Consider the following 19,507-nt stretch of genomic DNA (forward strand, 5'->3'; position numbering starts at 1 on the left):
CGCGCGGGCAAGAGTGGACGAGGAGTGAAGGGAAAACAGCGCTGACATGATGCCTCCTGAAAAAAGGAGTCATGATAAGGACCCGATGCCAGACCCAAGCTGTACTGGCCCTGTACCAGGGGCCATGACAATGGCCGGAAGCCCGTGTGGGTAACGGGGGCCTGGGCCCCCGTTACCCCTGCCGGACGCGCTAACCGCCCCACATGGCCGACAGCCGCGACTCCATGGCCTCTTCCTGCTCATCCGGCAGCTCGGTGAAGAAGTCGAGCCCGGTCTGCTCCTCCACCTCATCCACCGTCACCACATAGTCCGCCAGCCGACTGGCCGAGACGTTCTCTTGCGGCAGGATGAAAGCGATGGCCCGCTTGCCCGCCAGATCCATCACCACCCGGTAGTAGGCGTGGGGCACGGTCACGCCGTTGCCGATGGCGCCATCGGAGTGGGTGAAGATGGGGCCGGTGATCACCTGCACGCTCTTGTAGGTGATGGCCCACTGCCGGGTCTTCTCCTCCAGGATGCGCCAGGCCCCCTGGTTGAGCGCCGGCAGTTGCGGGGTCATGTTGGTGAGCAGGAAGCTCTGCTTCATGGTGTTGGCGGTGGAGCGCATGTCCGCCGCCGGTGCCTGGTGGCCGCGGTCATAGCCCGAGCCCTTGTAGTCCGACAGGGTGGCGCGAAACTGCACCGGCACCTCCTTGTCCTCGGCGAAGGCATCCTTGCGCGGCACCTGGCCCTGGGCGCTGGCGGCCGTCATCCGGTAAGAGACCCAGTCAGAGACCTTGGTGTCGTAGTTGTACCCGGCGGCATAGCCCTCCCGGCACAACAGCTGACTGGATTGACCGGGTACCCCCAGGGTGACGTGCTCCCCGCACTGGAATCCCGCCGCCAGGCTCGGGAAAGTGGTGAGAGTGAATCCGATAGCCAGAACTAATTTATTGATATTATTCATTATTATGCCACTCCTTGTGTTAGGCGGAGTGATTTGACACCAGGTCGGATGAGTAAGGCAATCGCACAAATAGCGAGCAATCCGGAAATGTGAAGAGGACGGCAAAACCGCAAACAAGGCGCCGCCAACCGGGGGATTGTCATCCCGCCATCACTGTGCTGAGGGGGGAATTTCTCCAGCACTATCAGAGAGATAAGGGGTCAACACCGAGGCACTCTGTCAGCGCAGCGCCCGGCTCCCGCCACGCACGCCCCTGGCCGGGTCAGGGAATATCGAACAAATCCCAACGAAATAAGGGATCCTCAAGCCCGATAATTAGTCCGCGCTTGTTTGCTCGAGATCAAACGGAGCCATGAAAAGCCCTCTAGAATCAGCCCGTCATCTATTTGGGGCGCCATGAAAGGGGGCCGTTCATGGCAAAAATGCCCGCAGGATTTCTCCTTCATGAATAAGCGTGCCCCGTTGCCGGAATACATCATGACGCCGCCTCATGCCACGCTTCAAATAACGATGACGACAGACCTTTCATAACAATTAATCCGGTCTGGCACCGCGTACCCTGCGTTTCCAACGATGCCATTGACGAGGCTTTCCTGCCGGAAGGCCAGGAATGGCCGTGCTTTTCAATCAGGATAAGGATGCATGATGAAAAAGTCCCTGCTGGCTGGCGCCCTGCTGCTCTGCCCTGCCGCCTTTGCCGCCACCACACACTGGGAATACAGCGGCGAGGTCGGCCCGGCGAAATGGGCCAGCCTGACCCCGGAATATGGCCAGTGTGCCGGCAGCAACCAGTCGCCGGTCAACCTCTCGGGTCTGGTGAAGGCCGATCTGGCCCCCCTGCAGTTCCACTATCAGGCGGGTGGCAAGACGCTGGTCAACAACGGCCACACGGTGCAGGTCAACTATGCCCCCGGCAGCACCCTTGAGCTCGACGGCATGCACTTCGAGCTCAAGCAGTTCCACTTCCACGCCCCCAGCGAAAACCTCATCGAAGGCAGGTCCTACCCCCTGGAGGGTCACCTGGTCCATGCCAATGACAAGGGGGAGCTGGCGGTGGTCGCCGTGATGTTCGAGCCGGGCCAGGCCAACGGGGCCCTGAGCCAGGCCTGGCAGGTGTTGCCAGCCAAGGCGGGGGAGATCCATGCCTTCAAGGAACCCATCTCGGCAGAGCAACTGCTGCCCGCCCAGCACGACTACTACCGCTTCAGCGGGTCCCTGACCACCCCACCCTGCTCGGAAGGAGTGCGCTGGCTGGTGATGAAGGAGCCGGTCCAGGCCAGCCAGGCCCAGATCGATGCCTTCAAGGCGGTGATGCACCACCCCAACAACCGCCCCGTCCAGCCTCTCAACGGGCGACTGGTGCTGGAATAAGGGGGTTATCTCACCGATTCACGCAATAAAAAGAGGGCCTATTGGCCCTCTTTTGCATCTTTCGCAAAGGTGTTTACAGGCTGGCAGCGATGCGCGCCCCCAGGGCGGCGTTGTTCAGCACCAGTTGAATGTTGGCCGCCAGGGAGTTGCCACCGGTCAGCTCGCACACCCGGGCCAGCAGGAAGGGGGTGGACGCCTTGCCCTTGACCCCCTGCTCGTCCGCCTCACGCAGTGCCTGGGCAATGGCGGCGTCGATGTCGGCCTTGGGCATGGCAAACTGGGTCGGGATCGGGTTGGCCACCACGGCGCCCCCCGCCAGCCCCAGCTCCCACTTCAGACGCAGCGCCTCGGCGATGGCCGCCGGGCTCTCCAGGCGGTAATCCACCTTGAAGCCGCTCTCCCGGGTGTAGAAGGCGGGCAGCTCCTCGGTCTGGTAGCCGATCACCGGCACCCCCTGGGTCTCCAGGTACTCCAGGGTCAGACCGATGTCGAGGATCGACTTGGCGCCGGCGCAGACCACGGCCACCGGGGTCTGGGCAAATTCCTGCAGGTCAGCCGAGATGTCAAAGGTCTCCTGGGCGCCGCGATGCACGCCGCCGATGCCGCCGGTGGCGAACACCCGGATCCCGGCCATGGCGGCAATGATCATGGTGGAGGCCACAGTGGTCGCCCCCAACCCCTTGTTGGCCAGCACGAAGGGGATGTCCCGGCGGCTGCACTTGGTGGCGGCGTGGCCGGCCCGGCCCAGCGCCTCCAGGGCCCCCGCATCCAGACCCACCTTGAGGCGGCCATCGATGATGGCGATGGTGGCCGGCACGGCGCCGTTGTCCCGCACCACCTGCTCCACCTGGCGCGCCGTCTCCACGTTCTGGGGATAGGGCATGCCGTGGGAGATGATGGTGGACTCCAGGGCCACCACCGGCTTGCCGGCAGCCAGCGCGGCGGCAACTTCAGGTTGGATATCGAGGTAAGCGTTCAACATGGGTACTCCTCCAGCATGCGTTCAACGGCGGCCTTGGATAGGCCGGAAAAGACGGTATCGGAACAATTGACGGTGAGGGCGGCGCAACCGAGGGCGAACCGGGTTGTCTCCATGATGCCCTGATCCTGCAACCAGGCGTGGGCCAGCCCTGCCATGAAGGCATCGCCGCCGCCGGTCACGTTGACGACCGGGCTGCCGAGCACGGGCAGATGGCCCTGGCAGGCCCCGTCGCTATAGAAGATCCCCTGATCGCCGAGGCTCAGGAAGAGCCGCTGCACCCCGGCGCGGTGGAACCAGGCCGCCGCCATGGGCCAGGTGTCGGGCCCGCCGATGGTGAAGCCGCACAGCTGCTCCGCCTCGGTGCGATTGGGTTTGAGGGTGTGGATGCGGTGCAGCCAGGGGCGGATCTTCTCCACCTTGGCCACCGACACGGTGTCCACGAAGATGATGTGCTCCCCCTGGCGCTCGAACAGCCAGTCCAGGGTGTGGGTGGCGAGGTTGGTGTCGAGCACCCAGAGCCGGGCCGCACCGAGAAAACCGCTCAGGGGGGTGAGCCGGGCCGGGGTGAGCTGCTCGATGATCCCCATGTCGTTGACGGCGCAGCTCATCTCGCCGCTGCCATCGTGCAGGCTGAGGTAGCAGGAGGTCGATTGACCCTCCAGTACCAGCACCTGACGCACGTCGACCCCGGCGCGCTGGCTCACCTCCAGCAGGTGGTGGCCGTATTGATCGTTGCCCACCGCAGTCAACAGCCGGGTGTCGGTACCAAGGCGCGCCAGGTTCTCGGCGATGTTGCGCCCTACCCCACCGGCGGAGGTGCGTACCCGGCCCGGGTTGGAATCCCCGATGCGCAGGTTGTCGTGGCTGCAGCCACAGATATCCATGTTGGCGCCGCCGATCACTACGGCGTAGGGGCCTTCGCGCAGCACATAGCCGCGCCCCTGCACATAGCCCTGGCGCATCAGGCTGGAGATGTGGCTCGCCAGCGCGGAGCGGCTGATGCCGAGCCTGTCCGCCAGCTCCTGCTGGGCAATCATGGGATCCTGGCGCAGCAGGGCGAGGATCTCTTGCTCACGTTCCGTCATAGACAAACATCCAGTTGCAAACGTTTGTCCATTATTTCCGAAAAACGTTTCCCCGCCATCCTCTCGTACAAGAAATGTCGGGTCGCGCACAAAAAATCACCGGGCAGTGCCCGGCGATCACAACATGGTTTTCAGATGGGCCACTCACCCCAGCTGTACCCAGACCTCGTTTCCCTCCAACCGCACCGGCCAGCAGGCGACGCTCAGGGCAGGATCGTCCAGACAGCGACCGTCCATCAGGGCGTAGCGCTGCTTGTAAAGGGGCGAGGCGACCACGGGCTCCCCACCGGCATCCCCCACCAGACCACGCCCCAGCACCGCCACGCCGGCCAGGGGATCCACCCCGTCCAGGGCATAGACATGCTCCCCGAGGCGAAACAGCGCCAGCACCCGCCCCTCCAGCCAGGCGCTGCGCCCGGCCTGCTCCGGCAGCGCCGCCAGCTCGCATACCCTATGCCAGGCTCCAGGTTCTGACTGTAAGGTCTCTTCTTTTATGTCGCTCATACCACCTCCTTGATAGCGATATCCGGCACCCATTGCCCCCGCTCCTCACGGCGCGGCGGCGTCTCGTCCTCGGGCCGGTTGACGAAGGCCTCGAACAGCTTGAGCTTGTCCGGATCCGCCAATGTGCTCTTCCATTCGCACTGCCAGGTGCCGACTATCCCCTCCATCATGGCCTCCAGCTCGGCACCGATGCCGAGCCTGTCCTCGATGATCACCGACTTTAGGTAGTCGAGCCCCCCTTCCATGTTCTCCATCCAGACCGAGGTACGTTGCAGTCTGTCCCCGGTGCGCACGTAGAACATCAGCAGCCGGTCGATGTAGCGGATCAGGGTCTGCTCGTCGAGATCCGTGGCAAAGAGGTCGGCGTGGCGCGGCCGCATCCCGCCGTTGCCGCACACATAGAGGTTCCAGCCCCGCTCGGTGGCGATGACGCCGATGTCCTTGCTCTGGGCCTCGGCGCACTCCCGGGTGCAGCCTGAGACCGCAAACTTCAGCTTGTGTGGCGCCCGCAGCCCCTTGTAGCGGTGCTCCAGGGTCTGGGTCAGGGTCATGGAGTCCTGTACCCCGTAACGACACCAGGTGGAGCCCACGCAGGACTTCACGGTGCGCACCGACTTGCCGTAGGCCTGACCGGTCTCGAAGCCCGCCGCCACCAGCTCGCCCCAGATGGCGGGCAGCTGGTCGACCCGGGCGCCGAAGAGATCGATGCGCTGGCCGCCGGTGATCTTGGTGTAGAGGCCGTACTTGCGCGCCACTTCGCCGATGGTGATGAGCCCCTCCGGGGTGATCTCCCCCCCCGGGATGCGCGGCACCACCGAATAGGTGCCGTCCTTTTGCAGGTTCGCAAGGAAGGCGTCGTTGGTGTCCTGCAACGCGCGGTGGGGCTTCTCCAGCACGTGCTCGTTCCAGAGGGACGCCAGGATGGAGGCCACCGTCGGCTTGCAGATGTCGCACCCCAGCCCCTGGCCGTGCTTGTCCCGCAGCGCCTCGAAGCTCTTCAGCTCACCCACCCGGGCCAGGTGATAGAGCTCCTGACGGCCGTAGGCGAAGTGCTCGCACAACCCCTTGTCCGCCTCGACGCCAAGGTCCGCCAGGGTCTGATCCACCACCTGCTTGAGCAGGTTGCTGCAACCGCCGCAACCCGTGCCGGCCTTGGTACAGCTCTTCACCGCCGACAGCTCGTGATTGCCCGCCCGAACGGCGGCCACCACGTCCCCCTTGCTGACGTTGTGGCAGGAGCAGAGGATGGCGCTGTCCGGCAGCACCAGGGGCGCGGGAGCGGCCCCGACCTCCCCCACCAGCAGGGAGAGCGGCGGCTGGGGCAGCGCCACCCCGTTCTGGTAGTACTGCAGCAGCCGCTCGTAATCGGCCCCGTCCCCCACCAGGATGGCGCCGAGCAGGCGATTGCCCTCGCCGTCGGTCACCAGCTTCTTGTAGATGCCGTTGACCCTGTCCAGCAGCAGCAACTCCTGGGCGCCGGCGGTGCTGGCGTGGGCATCGCCGATGGAGCCCACGTCCACCCCCATCAGCTTGAGCTTGGTGGACATGTCGGCCCCGATAAAGCGGGTCTCGCCGCCGCATAGACTGGCCACGGCGGCCCGGGCCATCTGGTAGCCGGGGGCCACCAGGCCGAAGATGCGCCCCTGCCAGAGCGCGCACTCGCCGATGGCGAGGATGGCGGGATCCGAACTGTGGCAGCCGTCGTCGATGCAGATGCCGCCGCGCTCCCCGACCTCCAGCCCGGATTGCCGGGCCAGGGCGTCGGCGGGGCGGATGCCGGCGGAGAACAGCAGCACGTCGGTCTCAATGTGAGTGCCGTCCTTGAAGCGCAGGCGATGACGGGCCTGCTCCCCCTGCTCGATGCACTCGGTGGCTTTCTCCACCAGCACCTCGACCCCGAGGGCCTGGATCTTGTCCCGCAGCACGGCGCCGCCGCTCTCGTCGAGCTGCACTGGCATCAGCCTGGGGGCGAACTCCACCACCTGGGTCTTGAGGCCGAGCAGGCGCAGGGCGTTGGCCGCCTCCAGCCCCAGCAGGCCGCCACCGATGACCACGCCGCTGCGGGCCTGGGCGCAGGCATCGCGGATGGCGGCGAGATCTCCCAGGGTGCGATAGACGAAGCAGCCCTCCCGCTGATGACCGGGGATGGGGGGCACGAAGGGGACAGAGCCGGTCGCCAGCACCAGACGGTCGTAAGGGAACTGCTCGCCGTTGGCCAGCGTCAGGGTGCGGGCCGCCCCGTCGAGCACCTCCACCTCGGCCCCCAGTCGCAGCGTTATGCCGTGCTCTTCATACCAGGCGGGATCCGCCATGCGCAGGGCCTGGGGCGCCTTGCCGCCGAATACCTCGGAGAGGTGTACCCTGTCGTAGGCGGCGTCAGGCTCGGCGCCAAACACCGTCACGTCGAACCGCTCGAGGCCGCCCGCCGCCACCAGCTGTTCGACGAAGTGGTGACCCACCATGCCGTTGCCCACCACCAGCAGCCGTTGCTTTGCGGTCTGTTCGGCGGAACCACTGTTCTGGCGACCGAGCAGGCCCATGCCGTCCTCTGTCACCCACTGTTGCTCTTTGTCAGTCATGTCTCTCTTCCTTGAATCCGGCGGGCTCAGGCGCGCAGCTTGCTGCGCACCTGCCCGGCTGCCTTGAGGGGGGTCACCTTGCGTTGCTTCTCGTAGAGGAAGCGCAGCACCTGCTGGCGCAGCTTGTGGTAGTGGGGATCGTCCGCCAGGGCGACCCTGTCTCTGGGCCTTGGCAGGTCGACGGTCAGGATCTCTCCGACCGTGGCGCTGGGGCCATTGGTCATCATGACGATGCGATCGGAGAGCAGCACCGCCTCGTCCACGTCGTGGGTGATCATGATGACGGTGTTGCCAAGCTCCGCCTGGATCGCCATCAGCGCGTCCTGCAGATGGGCCCGGGTCAGGGCATCGAGGGCGCCGAACGGTTCGTCCATCAGCAGCACCTTGGGGGAGAGCGAGAGGGCGCGGGCGATGCCGACCCGCTGCTTCATCCCCCCCGACAGCTCGTGGGGCATCTTCTGGCTGGCGTGATCCATCTGCACCAGGGAAAGGTAGTAGTCCACCCGCTCCGCCACCGCCCGCTTGTCAGACTCCACCTGGGCCACCGCCAGCGCCACGTTCTGCTGGACGCTGAGCCAGGGCAGCAGGGCGTGGTTCTGGAACACCATGGCCCGCTCGGGCCCCGGGCCCGCCACCTCGCGACCATCGAGAATGATGCCCCCCAGGGTCGGCTCCAGCAGCCCGGCCACCAGGTTGAGCACAGTGCTCTTGCCGCAGCCCGAGTGACCGATGAGGGAGACGAACTCCCCCTTCTCGATGCGCAGGTTGACCCGGCTCAAGGCCTCGAAGCTGCCCTGCTCCGTCTCGAACGAGATGCCGACGTCGCTTATCTCCAGATAACTCTTCATTGGCTCTTCTCCTGCCTGAATAGAAATGTGATTAACGCAGCACCTGGCGCTTGTCCCAGGACAACCACTGCTGCAGGGCCAGCATGCCCCTGTCCAGGGCGCAGCCGATGAGGCCTATGGTGATCACCGCCACCATGATGCGGGCCAGAGACGCAGAGCCGCCGCTCTGGAACTCGTCCCACACGAACTTGCCGAGCCCCGGGTTCTGGGCCAGCATCTCCGCCGCGATCAGCACCATCCAGGCCACCCCCAGGGAGAGCCGCAGCCCGGTGAAGATCATGGGCAGGGCCCCGGGCAGCACGATGCGCCGCACATGGGTCACAAAGGAGAGGCGCAGTACCCGGCTGACGTTGTGCAGATCCCCATCCAGCCCCGCCACCCCCACCGCCGTGTTGATCAGGGTCGGCCAGAGGGAGCAGAGGGTCACCGTCAGGGCCGAGGTGAGGAAGGACTTGGCAAGCCAGGGGGCGGGATTTGCATACAGAGCGCTCACCACTAGCGTGATGAGGGGCAGCCAGGCCAGCGGCGACACCGGCTTGAGCAGCTGGATCACCGGGTTGGCGGCGCGATAGAGCCCCTGGTTCATGCCGAGCAGCACCCCGCACGGGATGGCGATCAGGGTCGCCAGCGCGAAGCCGCACAGCACGGTGAGCAGGCTGGTGGCTATCTGATCGAAGAAGGTGGGGCGCCCTGTGTAGGGACGCAGCTTCACCTCGGCCGCCGGATCCGCCGCCAGCCTTGCCGCATTGCGCACCTGCTGGCGTTCGAGGAAGGCCGCCGCCTTCTCCCGCTCCTGCAGATGCTCCTGCCCGAGGGACCAGAGCTGGCTGGCGGTGGCGAGCGGCCCCGGCAGGGTGCCCAGACTGGTCTGCACCTGGCTCGCCCCCCACTGCCAGAGGCCGAGGAAGAGCAGCACGCCGAGCAGGGGCTGCACCATGATTTTCCAGTTGATGGCTTTTAAATGGATGAGGGGCCATGTGTGTCGTTTCATCGGGATCTCCTTGCTCATTGCACCCGCTCATCGCCCTTGAGGCCGATGGCGAACTGTTGCAGGTAGGCGTTGGGGTGGCGGCCGTCGTAGATGAGGCCGTCGATGAAGCCATCCTGGGGGCCGCGATAGCCCTGCTCGCTGGCAAAGTCGGGGAAGTCGGTGGCCTTGAGCTTGCCCTCGGCGATGAGGGCCTCGGCGGCCTGGCGATAGACATCCGGTTGATAGACGGCCTTGGCCACCTGCTCGAACCAGGCGTCCGGTCTGGCTTCGGGGATCTGGCCCCAGCGCCGCATCTGGGTCAGATACCAGATGGCGTCGGAGTAGTAGGGATAGGTGGCGTGATGGCGGAAGAAGACGTTGAAATCCGGCACCTGGCGCTTGTCCCCCCTGGCGTACTCGAAGGTGCCCGTCATGGAGCTGGCGATCACCTGCTCGTCCGCCCCCACGTACTCGGGTTTGGCCAGCAGCTTGGCCGCCGCGCGCCGGTTGCCGTTGTCGTCTGCATCCAGCCACCAGGCCGCCCGCAGCAGCGCCTTCACCAGCCGCACATGGGTGTTGGGGTGACGTTCGGCCCACTGCCGGGTGACGCCGAACACCTTCTCCGGGTTGTTGCGCCAGATCTCGTGATCCGTGATGACGGGCACCCCTATGCCCCTGACGACCGCCTGCTGGTTCCAGGGTTCCCCCACGCTGTAGCCAGCTATGGTCCCCGCCTCCAGGGTGGCGGGCATCTGGGGGGGCGGCGTCACCGACAGCAGCACGTCCGCCTGGCGCTGGCCCGAGTTGTCCCCAAGCTTGGGCGCATAGAAACCGGGGTGCAGGCCGCCTGCCGCCAGCCAGTACCTCAGCTCGTAGTTGTGGGGGGAGACGGGGAAGACCATCCCCATGTTGAAGGGCTTGCCCCCCTGGCGATACTCCGCCACCACGGGCTTGAGGGCGGCGGCGCTCACCGGGGGCGGCACCTGGCCCGCCTGCGGCCTGGGCAACTGGGGCGCCATGGCAGCCCAGACGCTGTTGGCCACCGTGATGGCGTTGCCGTTGAGATCCATGGCAAACGCCGTCACCAGCTCGGCCTGGGTGCCGATGCCGATGTGGGCCGCCAGGGGCTGGCCCGCCAGCATCTGGGCACCGTCCAGCTCGCCGTCTATCACCCGATCCAGCAGGATCTTCCAGTTCGCCTGGGCTTCGAGGGTGACGTAGAGTCCCTCATCCTCGAAATAGCCACGCTCGTAGGCCACCGCCAGCGGCGCCATGTCGGTCAGCTTGATGAAGCCGAGCCTGAGCTCCTCCTGCTCCGGGGCTCCCAGTGCCAGCACCGGCAGCGACAACGCCGCCAGCAGCAGTCCCGCACATCCTTGTCGTCCGTTCATTGCATCTCCTCCCTCGGTTCCGGGTCAGGGCCATGGCGCCAGGCTGCCTGGAATCGCAGTGCCACCTCGTTGCAGCGCTGCGACCCAAGGTGCGTCGCGACCAAAAAAAAGCCCCGCCGATCCGGGATCGGCGGGGCTTCTTTGCCCTGTTGCGGGTGAGTGACCTGACCGGCCCCTCACTGCGCATCGTTACTTCATTGCTATCGTGTTTTTGTTATTCACTTTCCGTGCCAGCTCGTCCAGGGTGCATCAGGCGGCCCTTTGCGGCCTGTGGTGCCCTGATCCTCCCTCAAATTTGCCTCAATTAGGCGCAGTTGCACCAAAACGGTTGGCCACGGGAGCGCTCAGGCGGGCAAAGCCTGCAGCAGTTGCCGCGCCAGCTCCCCCAGGCTCAGGTGACGGCTCATGGCGGTGCTGCGCATCAGGCGATAGGCCTCGTCCTCGTCCAGCCCCTGATGGCGCATCAGGCGTCCCTTGGCCTGCTCGATGAGCCGCCTATCCTCCAGCTTCTGGCGCAGCTCGCTCTCGGTCTGCATCAGGGCCTGCACCATGGCGAGCTGACTGCGGGCCAGGCGCAGCCACTGCTCCACCGGCTCACGCTCGCCGCAAGGGTGGGGCACCAGCAACACCCCCTGCTGCAACAGGGCGAGCTGGGTATCACCCCCCAGCCGCTCGCAGAACAAGAGGCGCGGCATGTCGGGCCAAAGGGAGAGGCCAAGGCGTACCTCGGCGCTGAACTGGCGGCAACTGACGAGCAGGGCATCCCCCCTCTGCGTCGGAGTCAGCAACTGGCGGGTATCGAGGATCCCGGGCTGATGGCCGTAGTGACTGACCAGCAGGGCCAGGCGGTTCGCCTGGCCCGGGTCATCGGCGTGGATCAACAGCCGGGAAGCGGGGCCGTCCTGGCCCCGAGTGGAAAAAGTGGTCATGGCGCTCCTTGCCGGCGACGATCGCGTTCTGTCTGGCGAAAATGCCGCAACATGAAGGCCAACTCTTTGAATCTACCTCCTTTTTATCTATCAGGAGGTAGTGGGGGTAGAGGGAGAATCGCCCCTCAGGCGACCCGTTCCAGGGCCTCCGTCAGCAGTCCCTGCAGCTCGGCGCGTAGCCGCACCACCTCCCCCATGATGATCAGCACCGGGCTCTGGCCCAGCAGGGCACGGGCGGCCTGCTCCAGGCCATCGAGCGTGGCCTCGTGCACCTGCTGGCGGGGGCTGCAGCCAGCCACCACCAGGGCCACCGGCAGCGCGCCCGGAGCCCCCGCCCTCAACATCCCTTCCCGAATGCGGGCCGCCCGCTCCAGCCCCATGTAGAACACCAGGGTGTGGCCCGCCCGGGTCAACCCCTGCCAGCCCTGATAGTCGCGCTCGTCCATCAGGTGCCCCGTCACCAGGGTCAGGGAGCGGGCCAGCCCCCTGTGGGTCAGGGGAATGAAGCTGCTGGCGGCGCATCCCAGGGCCGCCGTGATCCCCGGCACCAGCTCGGCCTCGATGCCGTGCCGGGCCAGGTGCAGCGCCTCCTCGCCACCGCGCCCGAACACCAGGGGATCCCCTCCCTTGAGGCGCACCACCCGCTTGCCCGTGCGGGCCAGGGCCAGCAGCAGGGCGTTGATCTCCTCCTGGGTCGGGCTCGGTTCACCACAGCGCTTGCCCACGTCGAAGCGGGCCGCCCCGTGGGGAATGCGGGCCAGGATCTCGCTCCCCACCAGGCGGTCATAGACCACGACCTCTGCCGCCTCCAGACGGAGCAGGGCGCGCAGGGTCAACAATTCGAGGGGCCCGGGGCCCGCTCCCACCAGACTGATTTGGCTCATCTCAGGCTCCTTGTGTCCTGGCACCGCACTAAGCGGATGCCAGGAAAACATGTTTGATCAACAGCTTGTCGATTTCGGGCAGACAGGTGCCGCAGTTGCTGCCACAGCCGAGCAGGGCCTGCAGCCCCGCCAACTCGCTCACCCCCTGCCGGGTGATGGCATCGACGATGCGCTGCTCCGAGACCCGCAGGCAGGAGCAGACCAGCCGGCTCTCCCCGGCCAGGGCCTGGCTCAGGGTCTGGCTCAGGGCCCCCGCCTGGAGCGGCGTGCCGAGCAGACTGGCCAGCAGGTCGACCTTGATGTCCGGGCGCCGCACCCCCACCAGCAGGATCCCCTCGATACGATCTCCGGCCAGGGCCACGGCCAGCCACCCCTCCTTCATGGGCAGCCTGAGCCAGTGCCCCTCGGCCCCCAACCGTTGCCACAGGCTCTCTGTGCTCTCTGACCAGGAGGCCAGCAGGGTGCAGTTCCCCTCGGGCAGGGGACGCCTGGCCCACCAGTCCACCGGCTCGCGCCACTCACCCCGGCCACACCAGAGCCCTTGCCAGCGGGTGGGCTGCGCCCTGGCCTGCACCCGCCCCTGTTTGAACATGGGCTGGCCGGAAAGGGGATCCACCACGGGGGCGATGAGGCGGTTGACCGCCCCCTGGCTGCACTGGCTGTCGGTCCAGTGCATGGGCAGGAAGGCCTCCCCCTCCCTGAGCCCCTCATCCAGCCCCACCAGCAGCAGCGCCTCCCCGAGCCCGTTGCAAAGGCGCACCAGATCCCCCTCCTTCACGCCAAGCGCCAGCAGGCTGGCGGCCCCCATTCGCACCCTGGGCCAGGGCTCGGCCTCCTGCAACCGGGGCACATGGCCGGTGCGGGTCATGGTGTGCCACTGATCCCGCAGGCGGCCACTGTTGAGGAGCAGGGAGACAGCCCCTGCAAGCGGGGGCGTTGCTGGCTGCTCGGGGAAGCGCTGGGCCAGGGGCAGCAGGCGGGCCCGGCCATCCGGGGTGGCAAAGCGCCCATCCTCGAACAGGCGGGCCCTCCCCTGGGGCCAGTCGACGTTGACGGGCCAGCTCAAGGGTTCCAACGCCTCGAATTCGGCGCGGGTGAGACCCGCCAGCCCGGAGATGTCGAACTGGCGGGATCCGTCGTTCTCAAACCCGGAGAGGGCGGCATGCTCGCAGAAGATCTCGTGCTCGTGCTCATAGGCGAACCCCTCGCCAAAGCCGAGCCGGCGGGCGAGCCGGGTCAGGGCCCACCAGTCGGGCCTGGCCTCCCCCGGCAGAGGCAGGAAGGCGCGCTGGCGGCTGATGGTGCGCTCGGAGTTGGTGACGGTGCCGCTCTTCTCCCCCCAGGCGGCGGCAGGCAACAGCAGGTGGGCGAGGCGCGCCGTGTCGGTGTTGGCCGTCACCTCGGAGATCACCAGCAGCTCGCAGCGGCTCAGGGCCTCGCGCACCCGGTTGCCGTCCGGCAGGGAGACGGCCGGGTTGGTGCCGAGCACCCAGAGCGCGCGGATCTCCCCCCGGTGCACCGCCTCGAACAGCTCGACGGCCTTGTGCCCCGGCCCGCGCACCATGGTCGGGCTTCCCCAGAAGCGCTGTACCCGATCGCACTCGGCCTCGCCAAAGCCCATGTGGGCGGCGAGCTGGGTCGCGAGCCCTCCCACCTCACGCCCTCCCATGGCGTTGGGTTGCCCCGTCATGGAGAAGGGAGCCGCCCCCGGCTTGCCGATGCGACCGCACATCAGGTGGGCGTTGATGATGGCGTTGGCCTTGTCCACCCCCTGGTTGGACTGGTTGATCCCCTGGCAGAACAGGGTGACGGTCTTGGGGGTGCGGGCAAAGAGCTGGTAGAAACCGATCAGATCGCTGCGGGAGAGGCCGCAGCTGCGGGCCACCTCGTCCAACTGCCAGGCGGGGTTGTCCAGCGCGCCCGCAAGTTCCTCGAAACCGCTCACGTGCTGCGCCACATAGGCCTTGTCCCAGCCATCGACATCGAGCAGGTAGCGGCACAGGCCGTTCCAGAGCGTCACGTCGCTGCCGGGTTTGAGTGCCAGATGCAGATCCCCCTGCTCCGCCGTCATGGTGCGGCGGGGATCCAGCACCACCAGCTTGAGCTCGGGGCGCCGCGCCCTGGCCTGCTGCAGGCGGCGAAACAGCACGGGATGGGTCCAGGCGGTGTTGGCACCGGTGAGCACCACCAGATCGGCGAGCTCGAGATCCTCGTAACAGGCGGGCACCAGATCCTCCCCGAAGGCGCGCTGGTGGGCCACCACCGCCGACGACATGCAGAGCCGGGAGTTGGTGTCCACGTTGGCACTGCCCAGATACCCCTTCATCAGCTTGTTGGCGACGTAGTAATCCTCGGTGGTGAGCTGGCCCGACAGATAGATGCCGATGGCATCCGGCCCGGACTCGGCCAGGATGGCGGCAAAACGCTCCGCCAGAGTGTCCAGGGCCTCCTCCCAGCCGATGCGCTGCCCCATCCAGCGCGGATAGAGCAGGCGATCGGGAAAGGCCAGGCTCTCCAGCAGGCTGGCCCCCTTGACGCACAGGGCGCCACCGTTGGCCGGATGCTGCTCATCCCCCTGCAACTGCCAGTTGTCACCCTCCCGGCTCAGCCGGATGCCGCACCCCACTCCGCAATAGGCACAGGTGGTCTTCATTCCCTTGCTCCTTGTCATGTGTCTGACGAAGGGCCCATAAAAAAAGCGTCCGCCCCCCTGCGGGGACGGACGCCTTTGTCCGGATGCCTCATCGTCTTGTATGGGGAAATGACTGCAAACCCCGCGCCAGGATGCAAGGGACGCCGCCATTGCGCATCAGGGGGTCGGGCTGCGCCGCCACGGTGCAGCCGCCCCCTTGTTGGGCCCGCCTTGCGGGAATCCGCCCCGCACGCTGGGAAAGGGGCCCACCGGGGGTATAATGCGCCGCCACACAGGAGAGAGAGATGAAAGTGTCAGATGAAGGCGCTGCCGGGCAGCACCGGGCAGATGCCCGGGAGGGAGGGGACTATTGCGCCATCGGGCTGGTCAATCCCAAATCCCCGGAGAACGTGGGTGCCGTGATGCGGGCCGCCGGCTGCTACGGGGCGGACGAGGTCTACTACACGGGGCAGCGCTTCGAGCTGGCGAGGCGTTTTGTCACCGACACCAAGCAGATGGTGGAGAAGATACCCCTGCTCGGGGTCGAGGATCTGCTGGACTTCGTGCCCGAGGGCTGCACCCCAGTGCTGGTGGATCTGATCGAGGGGGCCACGCCCCTGCCGGATTACGTGCACCCCGAGAGAGCCTTCTACATCTTCGGCCCGGAGGATGGCACCCTGGAACCCGCCCGCTTCGCGGCGGTGAAGGAGGTCATCTATGTGCCGACTCAGGGTTGCATGAACCTGGCCGCCTCGGTCAACGTCATCCTCTATGACCGGTTGGCCAAGACGCTCAGCGCCAAAGGCTGAGGCAGGACAAGAGGGGCCCGATGACGTTATCAGGCCCGACAGCTAGGGCTGTGGCTTGTTCGCCCGCACCACCTGCTCCCTGAGAAAGTCCTGGTAGTAGTCGTAGAGCTTGTTCTGCCGATAGATCTCCGCCAGCTTGCCCTGCCTTATCAGGGTGCGCATGCCGGGATCCCAGAGCCCGTGCAACTGCCTGCCCTTCGGGGTATCGGCGAAGATGGGGTAGGTAGGGATCCAGCGCAGGAATACCTGTACCAGCTCGGGGGGAAGGGAGCCTTCGGGGTAGAGGGCGCCGTCGGTCAGGTAGTAGCGGTAACGCCCCTTGATCAGCAATTGCAGCGCCATCTCGTGGCTGTCTATCTCGAACCAGCGCATCGGCTCCGGAATGAACTTGTCAAAGGCCCACCCCCTCAGCCAGAGCACCTCCTGCTCCTTGAGGCTGTGCTCCCCTGCCCAGTGCGGCAGCCAGCGCTTTTGCATCACCGCGCTCACGTAGTCCGCCGAGTCGGGGTAGTCGGGCTGATGGACCCCGGGCACCTCTCCCCGATAGACCCCCATCGCCATATCCCCCTCCTTTTGCGACACCACCGCCAGTGCCCGTTTGTAAGGCACCATGTGAAGCTTCACCTCGTGCCCCAGGGGTTCATAGATGGCTCGAACCACATCCAGATAGACCCCCTTGCCGTCCCGGTGACAGAAGCCGGGCCAGTCGTCGCAATAGACGTGTATGGTGTCTGCCCGCACGAACGAGGTGATCAGCAGGCAACAGAACAGAAAAAGACGAACCATGAATATCCTCAGTGATATGGCACTCGGCAGATGCTCACCGCCGGACGGCCCGTTCAGGCATACAGATAGCATAGAAAAACAGAGTCCCGGCCGACATTTTCCCCATTTTGCGAGCGGGTCGAGGGTTATTGTCGCCCCACAGCGTATCATGGCAAACAAGATTCATTAGTAGCCCAACTTGAGGGGAGATTCTCATGCCAACCATCAAATCCCTGCTCTGCCCCGTCGATTTTTCCGAGATGTCCAGAGCGGTACTCGACTACGCCGTCTTCATGGCCAACACCCACCAGGCCGAGCTCAAACTGGTCCACGTGGTGGATCAGCTGCACGGCTTCGACAGCTACAAGATCCTGCACATGACGGCCATCGAGATCACCCACGAGATGGAGCGCCAGGCCAAGAGTCAGCTCAAGGAGCTGGTCGTCTGCCTGCCCATTCCGGCCAAGTTCGAGGTCCGCTTTGGCCGCGCCGCCGATGAAATCGTCCTCCAGGCGAAGGAAGACAAGGTGGATCTCGTGGTCATGGGCAGCCATGGCCGCTCCGGTATCAGCCACCTGCTGGTGGGCAGCGTGGCGGAATCCGTGGTGCGCCACGCACCCTGCCCTGTGCTGGTGGTCCGCAAATAATCCCCGCCTGATGCGCCAAGGCCAGCATATGCTGGCCTTTTTGCTGTTGATTGCCATGAGATGCTCATCGCAGCAGACTCGCGGGCAGGGTCTCAGCCATGGGCATAGATGACGCTCCCTCCCTTGATGGTGTCGATAATGGCCCTGGACTGCTCCCTTGGCAGGGCCGGGCATCCCCAGCTGCGCCCCAGCTTGTCAAACTTCTGCAGATGCCTGGGGCTGGCGTAGTCCGCCCCGTGCACCACGATGGCGCGCTTGCGGGCATTGCTGTTCTTGCCGGGACTGAGGCCGTCGAGACGCAGGGAGTAACCGTGCTTGCCCTGATAGGTCTCGGCGGTGCGGTAGACCCCGAGGGAGCTTTGCCGGGAATTCATCTGATTGGAGAACTGGCGGGCGGCCAGCTCTCCCGAATTGCGGCCGTGGCTGACCCAGGTGTGGTAGAGCAGCTTGTGGCGCTTGACGTCGATGACGAACAGCCGGCGCATGGTCGAGGGCTTGCTGTAGTCGATGATGGTGAGAATGGGTTTTCGCTTGTGGCGCACGCTCTGGTAACCGTCCAGGGCCTTGCGAAACACGCGGCTGTCGAGCTTGCCGGCCAGCCCGAGCTGACGATAGAGATCCTGGTCCCAGCTGGCGTGGCTGGCGCCGCTGAAACAGAGCGCCCCCAGCAGCAGTGGCAGGCTCAGCCAGAGGCTGCCCCACCACGCACTCCTATCCTGTCCCTTCATCCTTGAAGTTGCTCCCCTTGCTGTCGCTGGCCTGATGCCCCGGGTGACACCGCATCCTGCTGGATAGTTATATGCAAGCCATTGATTGCGAGCAATAAAAAAGCACAAAAATGCCGACCTGAGTCGGCATTGTCCTGCTTGCTGAGCGTGCCTGGATCAGGCACGGCTGAGATAATCCGCCTGCCCCACCCACTTGTAGCTGGTGAGTTCGGTCAGCCCCATGGGGCCACGGGCGTGAAGCATCTGGGTCGAGACCGCCACCTCGGCCCCGAGGCCAAACTGGCCGCCGTCGGTGAAGCGGGTGGAGGCGTTGACATAGACCGCCGCCGAACCGGCCCCGTTGACGAAACGCTCGGCATTGGCGAGGGAGTTGGTCAGGATGGCATCGGAGTGGCCGGCGTTGTGCTCGCGCATATGGGCGAGCGCCTCGTTGACGTCCGCCACCACCTTGACCCCCAGGGTCAGCCCCAGCCACTCGGTGTCGAAATCTTCCGGCCCCGCGTCGCACAGGTTGTCGCTGCCAGCCAGCAGCGCCATGGCGTTGGGCGCCCCCACCAGAGTCACCTTGCGCTCGTTCATCAGAGCCACCAGTTGCGGCAGCAAGGTAGCCGCCACCTTCTCGTGTACCAGCAGGGTATCGAGGGCGTTGCAGGCGGAGGGGCGCTGCACCTTGGCGTTCTCGATGACCGCCAGGGAACGCGCCAGATCGGCGCTCTCGTCCACGAAGATATGGCTGATACCGAACCCGCCGATGATGACGGGGATGGAGCTGTTCTCCTTGCACATCTTGTGAAGACCCGCGCCGCCGCGGGGGATGATCATGTCCACGTAGCGGTCGAGGCGCAGCAACTCGGCCACCAGCGCCCTGTCCGGGTTGTCGATGTACTGCACCGCCGCCTCGGGCAGACCGGACGCCGCCAGGGCATGCTGGATCACCCGCACCAGCTCCAGGTTGGAGTGGAAGGTCTCGCGGCCGCCGCGCAGAATGCTGGCGTTGCCGGTCTTGAGGCAGAGGCTGGCGATGTCGATGGTGACGTTGGGGCGCGCCTCGTAGATGACGCCGATGACCCCGATGGGCACCCGGCGACGGGAGAGGCGCAAGCCGTTCTCCAGCACCCGGCTGTCGATTTCGGCCCCGACCGGATCGTCCAGGGTGATCACCTTGCGCACATCCGCCACTATGCCGGCAAGGCGTGCCGGGTTGAGCAGCAGGCGATCCAGCATGGCTTCAGTGAGCCCCGCCTCGCGCCCGGCGGCGATGTCTTTCTCGTTGGCCGCCAGGATCTGGGCACTGCGTGCTTCCAGTTCATCGGCGATGGCCGCCAGCGCCCGGTTCTTCTGTGCCGTGCTGACGGTGGCCAGTTGATAGGCAGCTTCACGGGCCGCCTGCCCCATTTTCTCCAGACTCATCACAGTTCCCTTTTGTTCATGCGGTGC

The 19,507-nt window shown here is 65.8% G+C and carries 17 protein-coding genes; 3 read left to right on the top strand and 14 right to left on the bottom strand.

All coding sequences use genetic code 11. The features are described from left to right. Positions 1-190: 190 nt before the first annotated feature. Positions 191-946, bottom strand: a complete 756-nt coding sequence (locus H7R73_RS17935) for a DNA/RNA non-specific endonuclease (RefSeq protein WP_010675443.1) — start codon at positions 944-946, stop codon at positions 191-193. A 645-nt stretch (positions 947-1,591) separates the two neighbouring features. On the opposite strand from H7R73_RS17935, the gene H7R73_RS17940 reads away from it, so the two are divergent. Further along, on the top strand, positions 1,592-2,317 hold the full coding sequence (locus tag H7R73_RS17940; protein ID WP_103259644.1) for a carbonic anhydrase: 726 nt from the start codon (positions 1,592-1,594) through the stop codon (positions 2,315-2,317). A 73-nt stretch (positions 2,318-2,390) separates the two neighbouring features. Here the strand turns inward: H7R73_RS17940 and H7R73_RS17945 are convergent, their stop codons facing one another. From H7R73_RS17945 to H7R73_RS17990, 10 genes are all read right to left on the bottom strand, one after another. Continuing rightward, positions 2,391-3,299, bottom strand: coding sequence for a pseudouridine-5'-phosphate glycosidase (locus H7R73_RS17945; protein WP_010675445.1), 909 nt, complete (start codon positions 3,297-3,299; stop codon positions 2,391-2,393). Continuing rightward, positions 3,293-4,384: a PfkB family carbohydrate kinase gene (locus H7R73_RS17950; RefSeq protein WP_010675446.1), complete on the bottom strand. Its 1,092-nt coding sequence runs from the start codon at positions 4,382-4,384 to the stop codon at positions 3,293-3,295. The genes H7R73_RS17945 and H7R73_RS17950 overlap by 7 nt, the downstream gene beginning before the upstream one ends. Positions 4,385-4,528: 144 nt before the next feature. Beyond that, positions 4,529-4,888 carry a nitrite reductase small subunit NirD gene (nirD, locus tag H7R73_RS17955; protein WP_103259643.1) on the bottom strand — a complete coding sequence of 120 codons (360 nt, stop codon included), beginning with the start codon at positions 4,886-4,888 and terminating at the stop codon, positions 4,529-4,531. Further along, positions 4,885-7,467 carry a nitrite reductase large subunit NirB gene (gene nirB / locus H7R73_RS17960; protein WP_103259642.1) on the bottom strand — a complete coding sequence of 861 codons (2,583 nt, stop codon included), beginning with the start codon at positions 7,465-7,467 and terminating at the stop codon, positions 4,885-4,887. Before nirB ends, nirD begins: the two co-directional genes overlap by 4 nt. A 26-nt stretch (positions 7,468-7,493) precedes the next feature. Further along, positions 7,494-8,315 carry an ABC transporter ATP-binding protein gene (locus tag H7R73_RS17965; RefSeq protein WP_010675449.1) on the bottom strand — a complete coding sequence of 274 codons (822 nt, stop codon included), beginning with the start codon at positions 8,313-8,315 and terminating at the stop codon, positions 7,494-7,496. A gap of 31 nt (positions 8,316-8,346) precedes the next feature. Continuing rightward, entirely contained in the window at positions 8,347-9,306 is a 960-nt protein-coding gene (locus H7R73_RS17970; RefSeq protein WP_052815472.1) for an ABC transporter permease, read from the bottom strand. 14 nt (positions 9,307-9,320) lie between these two features. Further along, on the bottom strand, positions 9,321-10,676 hold the full coding sequence (locus tag H7R73_RS17975; RefSeq protein WP_182951345.1) for a CmpA/NrtA family ABC transporter substrate-binding protein: 1,356 nt from the start codon (positions 10,674-10,676) through the stop codon (positions 9,321-9,323). A 344-nt stretch (positions 10,677-11,020) separates the two neighbouring features. Further along, entirely contained in the window at positions 11,021-11,605 is a 585-nt protein-coding gene (locus H7R73_RS17980; protein WP_010675452.1) for an ANTAR domain-containing response regulator, read from the bottom strand. A gap of 125 nt (positions 11,606-11,730) precedes the next feature. Beyond that, positions 11,731-12,489 carry a uroporphyrinogen-III C-methyltransferase gene (cobA, locus tag H7R73_RS17985; protein ID WP_103259641.1) on the bottom strand — a complete coding sequence of 253 codons (759 nt, stop codon included), beginning with the start codon at positions 12,487-12,489 and terminating at the stop codon, positions 11,731-11,733. A gap of 28 nt (positions 12,490-12,517) precedes the next feature. After that, positions 12,518-15,142, bottom strand: a complete 2,625-nt coding sequence (locus H7R73_RS17990; protein WP_182951346.1) for a nitrate reductase — start codon at positions 15,140-15,142, stop codon at positions 12,518-12,520. Between the two features lie 284 nt (positions 15,143-15,426). Between H7R73_RS17990 and H7R73_RS17995 the strand changes: the two genes are divergently transcribed. After that, on the top strand, positions 15,427-15,930 hold the full coding sequence (locus H7R73_RS17995) for an RNA methyltransferase (RefSeq protein WP_103259639.1): 504 nt from the start codon (positions 15,427-15,429) through the stop codon (positions 15,928-15,930). Between the two features lie 42 nt (positions 15,931-15,972). Here the strand turns inward: H7R73_RS17995 and H7R73_RS18000 are convergent, their stop codons facing one another. Next, positions 15,973-16,716 carry a hypothetical protein gene (locus tag H7R73_RS18000; protein ID WP_041212464.1) on the bottom strand — a complete coding sequence of 248 codons (744 nt, stop codon included), beginning with the start codon at positions 16,714-16,716 and terminating at the stop codon, positions 15,973-15,975. Between the two features lie 194 nt (positions 16,717-16,910). Here H7R73_RS18000 and H7R73_RS18005 point away from each other — a divergent pair, with 194 nt between their 5' ends. Beyond that, positions 16,911-17,342: a universal stress protein gene (locus H7R73_RS18005; protein ID WP_103259638.1), complete on the top strand. Its 432-nt coding sequence runs from the start codon at positions 16,911-16,913 to the stop codon at positions 17,340-17,342. Positions 17,343-17,434: 92 nt separating this feature from the next. Here the strand turns inward: H7R73_RS18005 and H7R73_RS18010 are convergent, their stop codons facing one another. Together H7R73_RS18010 and H7R73_RS18015 are read right to left on the bottom strand one after the other, a co-directional pair. Next, positions 17,435-18,070, bottom strand: a complete 636-nt coding sequence (locus H7R73_RS18010) for a murein L,D-transpeptidase catalytic domain family protein (protein ID WP_042016892.1) — start codon at positions 18,068-18,070, stop codon at positions 17,435-17,437. A 156-nt stretch (positions 18,071-18,226) separates the two neighbouring features. Then, entirely contained in the window at positions 18,227-19,483 is a 1,257-nt protein-coding gene (locus H7R73_RS18015) for a glutamate-5-semialdehyde dehydrogenase (protein ID WP_262512438.1), read from the bottom strand. Between the last annotated feature and the right edge of the window lie 24 nt (positions 19,484-19,507).

This window comes from Aeromonas sp. WP2-W18-CRE-05 (assembly GCF_014168615.1).
GTDB classification, from domain to species: domain Bacteria; phylum Pseudomonadota; class Gammaproteobacteria; order Enterobacterales; family Aeromonadaceae; genus Aeromonas; species Aeromonas caviae.